The organism is Microbacterium sp. NPDC056044 (genome assembly GCF_042267145.1).
In the GTDB taxonomy this organism is placed as follows: domain Bacteria; phylum Actinomycetota; class Actinomycetes; order Actinomycetales; family Microbacteriaceae; genus Microbacterium.
The window spans coordinates 431,981-444,771 of record NZ_JBHJWZ010000001.1; the positions used below are offsets into that span (position 1 = coordinate 431,981).

The 12,791-nt window shown below is 68.6% G+C and carries 18 protein-coding genes; 13 read left to right on the forward strand and 5 right to left on the reverse strand.

Annotated elements, in window-relative coordinates:
* Window positions 1-25: 25 nt before the first annotated feature.
* The 3 genes from ACFC1I_RS02020 to ACFC1I_RS02030 are packed head-to-tail and all read right to left on the reverse strand — an operon-like array spanning window position 26 to window position 2,321.
* Entirely contained in the window at window positions 26-814 is a 789-nt protein-coding gene (locus ACFC1I_RS02020) for a glycerophosphodiester phosphodiesterase family protein (protein WP_376006206.1), read from the reverse strand.
* Window positions 811-1,833 (reverse strand): SPFH domain-containing protein, encoded by a 1,023-nt coding sequence (locus ACFC1I_RS02025; protein ID WP_376006207.1) that lies wholly within the window; start codon window positions 1,831-1,833, stop codon window positions 811-813. The genes ACFC1I_RS02020 and ACFC1I_RS02025 overlap by 4 nt, the downstream gene beginning before the upstream one ends.
* Window positions 1,830-2,321, reverse strand: coding sequence for an NfeD family protein (locus ACFC1I_RS02030; protein WP_376006208.1), 492 nt, complete (start codon window positions 2,319-2,321; stop codon window positions 1,830-1,832). Before ACFC1I_RS02030 ends, ACFC1I_RS02025 begins: the two co-directional genes overlap by 4 nt.
* 41 nt (window positions 2,322-2,362) lie before the next feature.
* Between ACFC1I_RS02030 and ACFC1I_RS02035 the strand changes: the two genes are divergently transcribed.
* Together ACFC1I_RS02035 and ACFC1I_RS02040 are read left to right on the forward strand one after the other, a co-directional pair.
* Entirely contained in the window at window positions 2,363-3,136 is a 774-nt protein-coding gene (locus tag ACFC1I_RS02035) for an SDR family oxidoreductase (protein ID WP_376006209.1), read from the forward strand.
* A 4-nt stretch (window positions 3,137-3,140) separates the two neighbouring features.
* Complete coding sequence (locus ACFC1I_RS02040; protein WP_376006210.1) at window positions 3,141-5,120, forward strand: prolyl oligopeptidase family serine peptidase; 1,980 nt, start codon at window positions 3,141-3,143, stop codon at window positions 5,118-5,120.
* Window positions 5,121-5,188: 68 nt separating this feature from the next.
* Here ACFC1I_RS02040 and ACFC1I_RS02045 read toward each other — a convergent pair whose 3' ends face one another.
* Window positions 5,189-5,743 carry an HdeD family acid-resistance protein gene (locus ACFC1I_RS02045; RefSeq protein ID WP_376006211.1) on the reverse strand — a complete coding sequence of 185 codons (555 nt, stop codon included), beginning with the start codon at window positions 5,741-5,743 and terminating at the stop codon, window positions 5,189-5,191.
* Between the two features lie 188 nt (window positions 5,744-5,931).
* On the opposite strand from ACFC1I_RS02045, the gene ACFC1I_RS02050 reads away from it, so the two are divergent.
* Genes ACFC1I_RS02050 through ACFC1I_RS02060 form a run of 3 tightly spaced genes read left to right on the forward strand, consistent with a single transcriptional unit; the run spans window position 5,932 to window position 7,516 of the window.
* Window positions 5,932-6,525, forward strand: a complete 594-nt coding sequence (locus ACFC1I_RS02050; RefSeq protein ID WP_376006212.1) for a sulfite oxidase-like oxidoreductase — start codon at window positions 5,932-5,934, stop codon at window positions 6,523-6,525.
* Entirely contained in the window at window positions 6,522-7,247 is a 726-nt protein-coding gene (locus tag ACFC1I_RS02055) for a ferredoxin reductase (protein WP_376006213.1), read from the forward strand. The genes ACFC1I_RS02050 and ACFC1I_RS02055 overlap by 4 nt, the downstream gene beginning before the upstream one ends.
* A complete protein-coding gene (locus ACFC1I_RS02060; RefSeq protein WP_376006214.1) occupies window positions 7,247-7,516 on the forward strand; it encodes a DUF6510 family protein in 270 nt (89 codons plus the stop codon). Before ACFC1I_RS02055 ends, ACFC1I_RS02060 begins: the two co-directional genes overlap by 1 nt.
* Before the next feature lie 15 nt (window positions 7,517-7,531).
* Here the strand turns inward: ACFC1I_RS02060 and ACFC1I_RS02065 are convergent, their stop codons facing one another.
* Window positions 7,532-8,065 (reverse strand): AEC family transporter, encoded by a 534-nt coding sequence (locus ACFC1I_RS02065; RefSeq protein ID WP_376006759.1) that lies wholly within the window; start codon window positions 8,063-8,065, stop codon window positions 7,532-7,534.
* Window positions 8,066-8,106: 41 nt separating this feature from the next.
* On the opposite strand from ACFC1I_RS02065, the gene ACFC1I_RS02070 reads away from it, so the two are divergent.
* The 8 genes from ACFC1I_RS02070 (at window position 8,107) to ACFC1I_RS02105 (ending at window position 12,781) form a co-directional block, all read left to right on the forward strand.
* A complete protein-coding gene (locus ACFC1I_RS02070) occupies window positions 8,107-8,535 on the forward strand; it encodes a pyridoxamine 5'-phosphate oxidase family protein (RefSeq protein ID WP_376006215.1) in 429 nt (142 codons plus the stop codon).
* Window positions 8,536-8,843: 308 nt separating this feature from the next.
* A complete protein-coding gene (locus ACFC1I_RS02075) occupies window positions 8,844-9,041 on the forward strand; it encodes a hypothetical protein (protein ID WP_376006216.1) in 198 nt (65 codons plus the stop codon).
* Window positions 9,042-9,280: 239 nt separating this feature from the next.
* Window positions 9,281-9,799: a LysM domain-containing protein gene (locus tag ACFC1I_RS02080; protein ID WP_376006217.1), complete on the forward strand. Its 519-nt coding sequence runs from the start codon at window positions 9,281-9,283 to the stop codon at window positions 9,797-9,799.
* 46 nt (window positions 9,800-9,845) lie between these two features.
* Entirely contained in the window at window positions 9,846-10,361 is a 516-nt protein-coding gene (locus tag ACFC1I_RS02085) for a hypothetical protein (protein ID WP_376006218.1), read from the forward strand.
* Between the two features lie 126 nt (window positions 10,362-10,487).
* Window positions 10,488-10,631 carry a hypothetical protein gene (locus tag ACFC1I_RS02090; RefSeq protein WP_376006219.1) on the forward strand — a complete coding sequence of 48 codons (144 nt, stop codon included), beginning with the start codon at window positions 10,488-10,490 and terminating at the stop codon, window positions 10,629-10,631.
* A 234-nt stretch (window positions 10,632-10,865) separates the two neighbouring features.
* Window positions 10,866-11,912 (forward strand): hypothetical protein, encoded by a 1,047-nt coding sequence (locus tag ACFC1I_RS02095; RefSeq protein WP_376006220.1) that lies wholly within the window; start codon window positions 10,866-10,868, stop codon window positions 11,910-11,912.
* Window positions 11,909-12,310, forward strand: a complete 402-nt coding sequence (locus tag ACFC1I_RS02100) for a GntR family transcriptional regulator (RefSeq protein WP_376006221.1) — start codon at window positions 11,909-11,911, stop codon at window positions 12,308-12,310. Before ACFC1I_RS02095 ends, ACFC1I_RS02100 begins: the two co-directional genes overlap by 4 nt.
* Window positions 12,311-12,601: 291 nt before the next feature.
* Window positions 12,602-12,781 (forward strand): PLDc N-terminal domain-containing protein, encoded by a 180-nt coding sequence (locus ACFC1I_RS02105; RefSeq protein ID WP_376006222.1) that lies wholly within the window; start codon window positions 12,602-12,604, stop codon window positions 12,779-12,781.
* The last annotated feature ends 10 nt before the right edge of the window (window positions 12,782-12,791 follow it).

The following is a 12,791-nucleotide window of genomic DNA, read 5'->3' on the forward strand; positions in this document are numbered from 1 at the left end:
GCGTGTGTGCCGTCACCGAAGGGTGCTATCGCAGGGTTGCGAGAGCCACGTCGGAGCGGTCGGTGACGATGCCGTCGACGCCCATCTCGACCAGCCGAACCATGTCGTGGGGGTCGTTGACGGTCCACACGTGCACCTCGACGCCGTGCCGGTGCGCCGCCGCGACGAGCCGCGGCGTGACGATGCGCACGCGGCCCTGACGTTCGGGTACCTGCAGTGCGTCCACACCGGCCAAAGCCCGCGCCACCAGCCGTTCCGACCGCGTCGACACGGCCGCGAGCGTGCGTGCGACGGTGCCGCGGCCCCCGGATGTCGCGGGACGGATGCTGCGCCCCGACGCCTCGTTCACCGCCTGCGCCGCGGCGAGCGCGGCGCGTCGGCGCTCGTCCGAGAAGCTCGTCACGAGCACCCGGTCGGCGAACGGCGCGATCGCGGTGCCCACGGCGGAGGCCGCATCCGTCGCCTTCACGTCGAGGTTGAACCTCACCGTCGGGAACGAGGTCAGAGCCTGGGCCAGCGTGATGAGCCCGCCGCGCTCGGCCATGAGGTGTTCGAGCTCGCGCACCGTCACATCGGCGATCTTGCGGGGATCGCCGGTCACGCGCGACAGATCGTCGTCGTGGAACAGCACGACGACCCCGTCGGCCGTGCGGTGGCAGTCCGATTCGACGTAGTCGGCCCCGGCCGAGTGCGCGGCGGCGACGGCGGCGAAGGAGTTCTCGACGATGCCGCTGCGCGCAGCGTCCGGCGTCACGAGTCCACGGTGCGCGAGCACGCGCGGCGTCGCGACCCCCTTGAACCAGGGGTGGGTCACGGGGTGGGCGGGGTGACTGACGGCGGGGCGCTGATCGCCGGGCCGCCGGAGGCCGTGCCGCCCGCGGCGCCGGGCGCGACGCCACCCGCAGCGGGAGCGCGGCCCTTGGCCGCAGCATCCGTCATCACACCCGCGAAGGAGCCCGTCAGGCCCTTGAGCGCGTCGGTGAACTCGCTCGGGATGATCCAGAGCTTGCTCGAGGCGCTGTCGGCGATCTTCGGCAGGGTCTGCAGGTACTGGTAGGCCAGCAGCTTGTCGTCGGGGTTGCCGGTGTGGATGGCGTCGAAGACGGTCTGGATCGCCTCGGCCTCGCCCTGTGCGCGCAGCACCGCGGCCTGCTTGTCGCCCTCGGCGCGGAGGATCTCGGCCTGCCGCCGGCCCTCGGCCTCGAGGATCTGCGACTGCTTCGAGCCCTCGGCGGTGAGGATCGCGGCGCGGCGGTCGCGCTCGGCGCGCATCTGCTTCTCCATCGAGTCCTGGATGGAGTGGGGCGGGTCGATCGCCTTGAGCTCGACGCGGGAGACGCGCAGACCCCACTTGCCGGTGGCCTCGTCGAGGACGACGCGCAGCTGGCCGTTGATCTCGTCGCGGCTCGTGAGCGCCTCTTCGAGGTTCAGGCCGCCGACGACGTTGCGGAGGGTGGTGGTGGTGAGCTGCTCGACCGCGCTGAGGTAGTTGGCGATCTCGTAGGTCGCGGCGCGGGCGTCGGTGACCTGGAAGTACACGACGGTGTCGATCGAGACGACGAGGTTGTCTTCGGTGATCACGGGCTGGGGCGGGAACGAGACGACCTGCTCGCGCATGTCCATGAGCGGCCGCAGGCGATCGATGAAGGGGACCAGGAGGTTGAGGCCGGGGGAGAGCGTCTTGTGGTACCGGCCGAGGCGCTCGACGATGCCCGCGGTCGCCTGCGGGATGATCCGGATCGACCGGAAGATGACGACCAGCACGAAGATGAAGACCGCGGCGGCGAGGATCCACCCGATCGCCGTCGGGATGGCCGAGGTGAAGTCGTTCATGCGAGCGGGTCCTCCGGTGCGGTCAGGGGTTCGGGGGAATCGGAGCGCACGACGGCCGTCGCTCCCTCGATGCGGCTGACGCGCACCCGCGCGCCGGGCTCGAGGTCGCCGGACTCGGTGCGCGCGGTCCAGATGTCGCCGTTGGCGAGCTTGACCTGGCCGCCGTGGGAGCCGATCGACGAGACGACGGTGCCGCCCAGGCCGATGAGGGCGTCGACGTTCGACGGCGTCGGGTCCTCTCCGCGACGCAGGCGTCTGAGGAGCGGCGGCCGGAGCAGCAGCACGAGGGCCGCGGCGACGCCGGCGGCGATGATCACCTGGAGCCAGATCGGGGCGCCGAGCAGGTCGGTCAGGAGGCCGGCGAGGCCGCCGATGCTGAGCATCAGGAACGTGAAATCGAGCGTCAGCATCTCGATCACGAGGAAGATCAGGATCAGCACCAGCCAGCCGATCCACGCCCATTGTTCGACGACCTCGATGAGCTCCACGGTAGCCTCCTCAGTCCGAACCTAGCAGGTAGGGTCTACACGTGACTGAGACTCTGACACCGCTTCCCGAGAGCTCGCTGAGCGGCAAGACCGCCCTCGTGACGGGCTCGTCCCGCGGCATCGGCGCCGACACGGCTCGCTATCTCGCGCAGGCCGGAGCGAACGTCGTCATCAACTACCGCAACAAGGCTCCGCGCGCCGAGAAGCTCGCGGGCGAGCTGCGCGACCTGGGCGTCGAGGTGCTCGTGGTCGGCGCAGATCTCACGGACGCGGCATCCGTTCAGGCGATGTTCGACGAGGTCGCGAAGACCTTCGGCTCGCTCGACATCCTGGTGCTGAACGCGTCGGGCGGCATGGAGTCCGGCATGGCCGAGGACTACGCGCTGCTGCTCAACCGCGACGCGCAGGTGAACGTGCTCGAGACCGCCCTCCCGCTCCTCGGCGAGGGCTCGCGCGTCGTGTTCGTCACGAGCCACCAGGCGCACTTCATCCACACCACCCCGACGATGCCGGAGTACGAGCCGGTTGCGCTGTCCAAGCGCGCCGGTGAAGACGCCCTGCGCGAGCGCATCCCCGCGCTGACCGAGCGCGGCGTCGAGTTCGTCGTCGTGTCGGGCGACATGATCGAGGGCACCATCACGGCGACGCTGCTCGAGCGCGCCAACCCCGGTGCGATCGCCGCTCGCCGTGAGGACGCCGGCAAGCTCTACAACGTGTCGGAGTTCGCGGCCGAGGTCGCGCAGGCGGCACTCGACCCGGTGCCGGCCGACAACACCCGCCTGGTGGGCGACACCTCGTCGTTCGAGGCGGAGTGATCCGATGAAGGCGAACGACATCGAGACCCTCGTCTCGGTCGGGCGTCCCGAGATCGCCGGCGACGGCTCGTTCGCCGTCTTCGCGACCTCGCGCCCCGACATCGCGGCCAACCGCAACGTCGGCCAGGTATGGCGCGTCGACCTGCCCGACGGCACGCCGCGGCGCCTCACGCGCGGCACCGCCGACGGCTCGCCGAAGCTCTCGCCCGACGCCACGCGGATCGCGTTCGTGCGCGGCGACGCCAAAGGCAAGCCGCAGGTGCACGTGATCGCCGCCGCCGGCGGCGAGCCGGTGCAGGCGACCGACGCCGTGCTCGGCGTCGAGGACTTCGCGTGGGCTCCCGACGGCGCGAGCATCGCCTTCGTCGCCCGCGTGCCCGAGAAGGGCCGCTACGGCAGCGTGGAGGGATTGGATGCTGCGGCCGAGGCGCCGCGGCACATCACCGGGGTGCGCTGGCACGCGAACGGCATGGGCTACATCGGCGACCGCCCGGCCCACGTCTTCGTGATCGCCGCGCCCGAGGTCGACGCCGAGCCGTTCTACGAGCCCGCCGCCGCCGTGCGCCCTGAGGACGAGACCCCGCCCAAGAAGACGCTGGTCGCCGCCGAGGCGCGCCAGCTCACCGAGGGCACGACCTCGCACGGCGGTGTCGTCTTCACCGCCGACGGGCGTGAGATCCTCACCGTCCCCGACGAGATCGAGTCCGACCGCCGCGATCTGCGCGACCGCCTCGTGGCTCTGGCCGTCGACGGCTCGGGCGAGCGCGAGGTGTTCGGAACCGACGCGGGGATCGCGATCTACGAGGCGGTCGTCGCGGCGGACGGCACGATCGCCCTGCTCGCGCACGAGGTCGGCGACGGCGTGGACTTCATCGCCCCCGGCGTCGGGCTGTGGCTCGTCGAGGACGGCAGCCCCCGTCGGATCACCGACGCCGATGCGCTGTACCTCGGCGAAGGCCACCTGCGTGTCGAGGGCGACGACTTCATCGTGCAGGACGCCGCGCGCGGCCGGGTGCGCCTCGTGCGGGTGTCCCGCGACGGCGCGGTCGCCGAGATCCTCGGAGGCGACGTCGAGGTCGGCGGTCACGCGACCGGCGGTGGCCGGGTGGTCGCCGCGGTGTCCCAGCCGGACTCGTTCGGGGAGCTCGTGCTCATCGAAGACGGAGCCAGGCGGGCGCTGACGTCGTTCGGGGCGCGGGCCGCGGCATCCGGAATCGTCCTTCCTCGCGAGCTGACGGTCACCGGCCGCGACGGCTACCCGGTGCACGGATGGGTCGCGACGCCCGAGGGCGAGGGGCCGTTCCCCGTGATCCTGCAGATCCACGGAGGACCGTTCGCGTCGTACGGCGTGCACCTCTTCGACGAGACGCAGGTCCTCGTGGATGCGGGCTACGCCGTCGTCTACTCGAACCCCCGCGGTTCGGCCGGCTACGGGCGGGAGCACGGGCGCAGCATCCGTCAGCAGATGGGCACGGTCGACTTCGCCGACGTCATCGACTTCCTCGAGGGCGCGATCCAGGGCGACGCCCGGCTGGACGGCGAGCGGGTCGGCGTGCAGGGCGGCTCGTACGGCGGCTATCTGACGGCGTGGGTCATCGCGCACGACCACCGGTTCGCCGGCGCGATCGTGGAGCGCGGCTTCCTCGAGCCGCTCTCGTTCCAGGGCACGAGCGACATCGGCTCGTTCTTCGGCGACGAGTACGTGGGCGTCGCGGTGGAGGACATCGCGCGCCAGAGCCCGATGGCCGTCGTCGGCCAGGTCACCACACCGACGCTGGTGATGCACTCGGAGCTCGACTTCCGGTGCCCGCTCGAGCAGGCGACGCGGTACTACTCGGCGCTCAAGCGCCAGGGCACCGAGGCCGAGATGCTGGTCTTCCCCGGCGAGAACCACGAGCTCACGCGCGCGGGTCAGCCGCGGCACCGCGTGCAGCGCTTCGATGCCGTGCTCGACTGGTGGAGCCGGCACCTGCCGGTCGGCTGATCCGCCCGGGACAGGAGGCGGCCCCGGAAGCGTTCGCTTCCGGGGGCCGTCGTCGGTTCAGGCGCGGATCAGATGTCGCCCTTGAACGTGAAGGCGCGGACGATGTTGACGATACCGAGCACGACCAGCGCGATGCCCAGGATCCACCACAGCGCGAAGACGTACAGCGGCGAGAAGAGCAGGATGATACCGGCGATGATGCTCAGGATCGCGAAGAAGATCGACCAGCCCTTCGACGCGGCGTCGCCGAGCGTCGACAGCGCGACGATGCCCTCGACGATCCACATGATGCCGACGAGGATGCCGAGGAACAGCGCGAGCCACGCGGTGGTCTGCGCGAGGTTGAACAGCGCCACGACGCCGGCGATGATGAACAGCACGCCGAGCAGGATGTGGCCGACGCGAGCCCAGCCGCCTTTGGTCTTCGAGAAGATCCCGAGACCGGCGTAGACGAGGCCTGCGGCGATCGCGTAGATCGCGATGATCGCGGTGACGACGGCGGCGGTCTTGCCCGGCCAGACCAGGATCAGGATGCCGACGATGAGTGCGAGGACGCCGCCGACGCCGAGCGCCGTGCGGATTCCGTTGACGGCCGACTTCTCGGCTTCGGATGCAGTGGACATGAGGGGCCTTTCTGAGAGTTCCCTGTACGTGATGCGGCTAAAGCTTAGACCCCAGATCGAACATGCAAGCGACCATGAACGTGTGTTGCCCGATGCCCGTCGCCTGGACGGCCCACACCGCGCTAGCGTGTGCGTGACCGTTACCGCGAGCGTGCGTGCCCGGGGCGGCGCGCAAGAGGAGGGTGTCGATGGCCGTCGTGTCGAGAGGGTTCGGAGCGCGTCGCCGTGAGAGCGATCCGCGGCTGCCGCCCGGTCAGTACCTGACCGAGGACTTCCCCGTGCTGTCGGCGGGGCCGACTCCGCGGATCGAGCAGGAGGACTGGCGCTTCGGCATCCGCACCGAGGGCGGTGAGGCGGTCTCGTGGACATGGGACGAGTTCATGGCGCTGCCCATCGAGGACGTCCACACCGACATCCACTGCGTGACGCGGTGGTCCAAGCTCGGCACGTCGTGGCGCGGGGTGTCGCTCGACACGCTGATCGACACGGTCGAGACCGACGCCGAGTACGCGATGGCGCACTCGTACGGCGGTTACACGACCAATGTGCCGATGGAGGATCTGCTCGGCGGCAAGGCCTGGGTCGCGTTCGAGTTCGAGGGCGAGCCGCTCGACCCCGAGCACGGTGGGCCGGCGCGGCTGCTGGTGCCGCACCTCTACTTCTGGAAGAGCGCGAAGTGGGTGCGCGGGCTCACACTCATGGCAGACGACGAGCCGGGCTTCTGGGAGCAGAACGGGTACAACATGCATGGCGACCCCTGGACCGAGGAACGGTATTGGTGACGGTCGGCGACTGGCGACCCGGGCGGGTCGTCGAGGCGGTGCCCGCGACGCCCTCGGCGCGCATCCTCCGGCTACAGGTACCGGGCTGGCCGGGCAACGACGCGGGGCAGCACGTCGACATCCGGCTCACCGCCGAGGACGGCTACCAGGCGGTGCGGTCGTACTCGCTCGGCTCGTACGGCACCGCTGAGACGATCGAGCTCGCGGTGGACGAGATCCCCGACGGAGAGGTGTCGCCGTATCTCGTCGAAGACGTGCGGCCCGGCGACGAGCTCGAGGTGAAGGGGCCGATCGGCGCCTACTTCGTGTGGCGAGCCGGGGGAGCGGCGCCGGTGCAGCTCATCGCCGGAGGGTCGGGAATCGTGCCTTTGATGGCGATGGTGCGTGCCGCGACGGATGCGGGGGACTCAGCATCGGTCCGCCTGCTCTACTCCGTCCGCACCGCCGAAGACGCGATATATCGCGATGAGCTCGCGGAACTGTCCGGTGACGGGGGAGTGGGGCTGAGCTGGCGGTACACTCGCGCGGCGCCCGACGGCTGGACAGGACCGGTCGGGCGGATCGACGATGACGCGCTGCGCGCGGCGGTGTGGGAACCGGGGCGCGAGCCGATCGTGTATGTCTGCGGGCCCACGGGGTTCGTCGAGCACGTCGCCGACGCGCTCGTCGGGTTGGGGCATCCTGCCGCCCGGATCAGGACCGAACGCTTCGGAGGTGCATGATGCGTGCCGAGAACGCTGAGAGCGTCGTCGACGGCAACGCCGCGGCAGGGATGCTGTGGGATGTGTTCGGCGCGGACGTCACCGCGCTGGTCGGCGTGTGCGGCGGGTGTGGCGACGCCTCGCCGCTGGCGGAGGCCGTCGTCGAACTGGACGAGATGGCAGCGATCGTCCGGTGCCGAGCCTGCACCCACACGCTCTTCACGGTGCTCCGGGAGGGAGAACAGGTGCGGCTCGTGCTCGGCGTGCTGCACGAGATCGTGCGGCAGTGACCGGCTGAGCCCGCGTCAGCCGAGCAGCAGCGTCACGAGGATCAGCACGGGCACGCATCCGATCGTCGTGAGGAACACGGTGTCGCGCGAGATCGTCTCGCCGACGTCGTAGCGCTGCGAGTAGTTGAAGACGTTCTGGGCTGTGGGGAGAGCTGCGAGCACCGTCACGATGAGCACGTCGTGCGGCGACAGGCCGAAGACGAGCTCGGCGACCGCACAGGCGATTACGGGCATCGCGACGAGCTTGAGCGTCGTGGCGAGGACGATGTCGCGCCGCCGGCCCGACGCGCCGAGCACACGCTGCCCGTGCAGCGAGATGCCGTAGGCGATCAGGAGGATCGGCACGCACGCGTTCGCGATGAGCATCGCCGGCTGCATCACGACGGGCGGCAGCTCGATCCCCAGCACCGAGACGAGTGTCCCGAGCACCGAGCCGACCACGATCGGGTTCGTCGCCACACGGGCCACGGCGCGCCAGAGCGATGCGCGGGCGGTGGTCACAGCATCCAGGATCGCCATCGTGATCGGGGTGAACACCAGCAGCTGCATGAGGATCACCGGGGCGGGATAGGCCGCACTGCCGAGACCGTGTGACCCGCAAGACCGATTTGCTCGCGGCGCTCGCGGCTCCGGCCGCCGACGTCTGGGTGGCCACGGCGTCGCCGCAGGCCGCGCCGCACCTGGTGCCGCTGTCGCTCGCCTGGATCGGGGAACGCGCCGTCATCGCGCTCGAAGACGGTTCGGTGACCGCGCGCAACATCGTGGCGTCCGGGGTCGCACGGCTGGCCGTCGGACCGACGCGCGACGTCGCGATGATCGACGTCGTCCTCGAGCGGTCCGCCGGCGTGGACGACGACGCGACGCTCGGAGCCGCGTACGCGGCACAGGCCGACTGGGACCCGCGGGGCCTCGCCGGCTACGTGTTCCTGGTGCTGCGGCCGACGCGGATCCAGGCGTGGCGCGAGTCGAACGAGCTGGCCGGCCGGGTGCTCATGCGCGACGGCGACTGGGTCGTGTGAACTACGCCGGTGTAACTCGGTCAGGGAAAGTCATCTGGTTGACTCGGTCATCAGTTCGCGTGGCACCGTGCGCGTTCGTGCGATCGACGCCTCGCTGGTGATCCTTCTTTAGGCACCCTTCTGCGTAGCCCCTTCTGGGGCGAGAAGGGGTCAGAAGGGGTTCGTGCGGGCGCCTTATAGCTACGCCGATAATGCACATTATGTCAACTCGACCTTCCACTGTTTGCGAGATTCGCAATTACTGCAGAAACGGGTACCCCCTCGGCGCCCTCCCCTGAAAGAACAGCGGACCAGGGAATGTCTTCCACTTGATAGCGCTCATCGCAGCGCCGCTGGTTGTTCTAGGGATCGACGCTCAACGCCACGCCCCGGACCTGGTCCACGACGTCGATGCCCGCTCCCTCATCAACCTGCTCGGCTACAGCCCGGCCGTCATCGCGCGGCACGCCGCCCAGACGGGCGCGCGCATGAGCGACTACATCGACCTCAAGCGCGAGCGAAGCTAGCACCCATGAACTGCTGAGCCGTCATTGCCCAGAAACCGGGGCAGGCGATTCCCCAGCCGAACTCGACATCTTTTGCGCCTAACGCGAATAGGCCGCTCCCCTCGACCTCGATTGCAAAGGCGCGTACAAGCTCATTCATCGGCCGACCGCTCGCGGGCGTCTCGGATCGCTGGAACGCTTCAACGCGTGATCGAAAGCGCCGCTGACCTTGGAACACGCAGTCCACTAAGGTCGTCCACATGGACCGCGACGCGAAGATCGCTGCTGGAATCTCCGTGCTCGTCGTCGCCGGACTCGTCGCCGTCGCCACACCCGCCGTCGCGACAGCCACTAGCGCGTTGTCAGAATGGACACTGTTCAGCCCGAGTGAGAACACCCAGCCTGCACCTGCCGCGCAGGCTGAGGACGTCGTCGCCCCTAAGGGGGAAGCCCTGATCTCTGCGGGTAACGGCACCTGGTTCTCGGCGGAGGGTCCAGGCGACTGTGCAACGAACGCAGCGATCCATCCCTATGGTGCTCACGACCCCAGCGCGAGACTGGCGGGTGAGCTGACCGATATGGGCGTGACTGAGTACGCGTCCGGCGAGGTGGGGTACACCGCTGACGGCCTGATCGAGACGTACACCGTCGCGAGCGGCGACTCGCTGATCGCCATCGGCGAGCGATTCTGCGTCGACTACGTCACGGTCGGAGCGTACAACGACCGTTCTGGGTCGAAAGTAATCCAGCCCGGCGACGTTCTCGTCTTGCGCCCGTAGCGCTGCGAACGTGCAACGCAGGACTCGAAGGAAGAATACGGGCTAGATGGCGATGGCACCTCCCGCCACCTCCCCAGATGTGACGCCATTCACATTCCTTGACGTCACGCTCTACACGCTGACGGTCTGGGCGACGTTCATGGTGCTCTCCTCGGCATACGGCTGCATCAGGTACCCGGACACTTTCCGTGACACGGGGGCATTGCCTCTCCTCGGCGCCACGGTCGTCGCTTACGCGGTCATCGCATTGGCCCTCACTTGGCTTGGCGCGCCTTTCGCGTGGCTGCTCGGGTGGGCGCTGCGCAGCGTTCGCCGTTGCTGGGTTCACGTGGTCGCGTTCGGCCTGCTCGGGTTCGTTGCGGGCGCCATGGTCGCGTTTGCTCTCGCGATCGTCGGCTGGTCGTCGTTCGCCGAGCCGATTCGGCTTCTCGCGCTGTTCTTCGCCGCGGTCTGCGGCGGGTGCACCGCGTTCGCGCGCTGGGTGGCTTTCCGTCTCCGCAGCCGGCGCGAGGCGGTGTCCGAACCGACGGGCGTGAGCGTGGGCGGAGTCGCAAGCTCATAACGATCTCCTCGCGTGAGGCCCGGCCGACCCGAGACTGGGCTCCATGCGACGACTCGCTGCTTCGATCGCGGCAACCGCACTGATCCTCGCGCTCACCGGCTGCACATCGTTTCCGATCCACTTCGCGTGCCCCGCGATCGGCTCGCAACACTGCTCGACTCCCCCGCGCTGATGGGATACCGAGTCTCTGATGCTGCCGGGGCGATCGTCCAGGAGGGCATCCTCGACGTCGACTGGGTACGCATCGACGGCACCGAACAGTGCCGTTAGTGAGAGAACGGGTAACTGGGTTCCCCAGCAGAAGTCGCGGTACCCGTTTGCGAACTTCGCAATCGGCACTCCCCTGCACACAGATGGGGCGGCGCGAGGGCAGTGCGCGCTTGAGGTGCGTGGCGTGCCGACAGGAGTGTGATCGATCGGGCGCCGATGCGGATGCCGCAGGTTGTACCTTGTGGGAGATACAAATTGTGCTAGAACTGTGGCACAAGCTCGTAAGGAGAGACTATGCATGGGTTCAGGACCGCGAATTTCAGTCCGCTCGACTGGGTAGGGGCTGCGTTCTCGACGCCGCTCACGTCTCTTCTTCTTGCAGTGGTCGTCTCTGGCGCAGTCATCGCGTTCGTTGGGTCGCGTGCGAGCACCCACGTGGTGTTGTCCGAAGGCGCCGCACGATCGGTGAAGAACCGGTACGCACCCGAGCGCCGCGCCCTGGCGATCGCCGCCATCGCGGTGGTCGTGGTCTTCGTGGCTGAGAACATCATCCGCGGCTATGTGACCAATCTGGGCGATGCGGTCTCGTGGTGGCGGTTTGCCACACCCATCGCATCCAGCGCTCTCTCTATCGCCATCCTCGCCGCCTTGATCACGTTCCGAGGATCAGCACCATCTGAGGCTCCGGTCGTGACGGGGGCTCGGCGAACGTGGACGACCTTCGGGCCGCGCGGAGGTCTCATCCTCTGCGGCGTCGTGCTTCTTCTGCTCCTCGCTACGACGATCGCGGCGGGCGTCACGTCAGCCGCTGACGGCCGTGGTCAGTACATCTGGCTCGAGATTCCGATTCCGAACGAGGCCGAGATCGATCCGATCCGGCTCTGGTACTACGGGTGGGCATTCGGCGTGCCGGTCCTCATCGCCCTCGCCGCGCTGATCGTCACCACCGCGCTCGCGCTACGCGTGAACGCCGCACGGCCCTTCATTCGACCGGAGACGGTCGCAGCAGAACGAGGACTGCGCTCCGAAGTTGCCGGTGGCGCTGTCGCCGTGGCCACGGCTGGGATGCTGCTGGCCCTAGCCGGCGCATGGCGGCTCATCGCCCGCGCAGGAACGGCGACGCAGCTCTGGATTGAAGGCCAGAACGGGGGCGATCCGTATGAAGCAGCATGGCGGTATGCGGAACTCGCAACCGCCGCCGGCTGGCTGGCTCCCATCCTCGAGGTGATCGCGTTCACACTCTTGCTTCTCGTCGCCGCCAGGCTTCGCCAGAAATGGCCTTCCCCTTCCCCGGACGAGCAGCTCGACGAGCGGGTCGACGCCGCGACGGCGGGCCGATGAGCGCTCACCCGGTCCTGTCGACGGCAGACGACGGCAGCCCCACGCTGGACATCTACCGGCAGCTCCGTGGCCTCATCGTCTCCGGGCAACTGGGAGCCAACGAGAGGCTTCCTACCGTACGGCAGACCGCCAGCGACCTCGGCGTCGCGCCCGGTACCGCCGCGAAGGCATACAAGATGCTCGAGCAGGACGGATTGGTCGTCACCCGCACCGCTGCCGGCACGCGAGTCGCCGAGTCGGCAGCACGCCTCCCCCTCGCAGTCACCCGGCAGATTCGCGAACTTGTGACCGCAGCCGAAGCCGCCGGGGCAACCCCCGACGAAGTCATCGACGTCCTTCGCGTCACCTGGCGCACCGAGGCCGGCGCCGGCCTCGCCGAGTCGTCTAAGGAAGTTTGAGGAGCGCGATGTACGAACCACGACCCGGCGATGTGACCCTCCCGCCGACCCAGCCGATCGACATCACAAACCTCCTCCGCGAAATAGCGGGCTCCCAGTCGGGCCATCAACGGCCGACAGCCCATTAGTGAGGAAATGGGTAACGCGCTTTGCCAGCAGAGATGACATGTTCGAGTTGCTGCGAGTCGGCCGCTCCCCTCGGTCTCGCTGGTGCAGGGCGGCGTAGGACCGGCGTCGATGGTGCCTTGTGCCAGACTGAGGCGCGTGTTCGGAAACCTCAATGGATGGCACGTGATCATCCTCTCCGCGATCTGGCTCATCCCGTTCATCATCACTGTCGTGAGTATCGCCCGGAACAGAGTCGCCTCGGGAACCGCCAAGGCGGTCTGGGTACTGATCGTGTTGCTGTTTCCGTGGCTCGGACTGATTCTCTGGTTCGCCATCGGCCGCAAGTCGGTTCCCACCAGCTAGCGAGAACTGG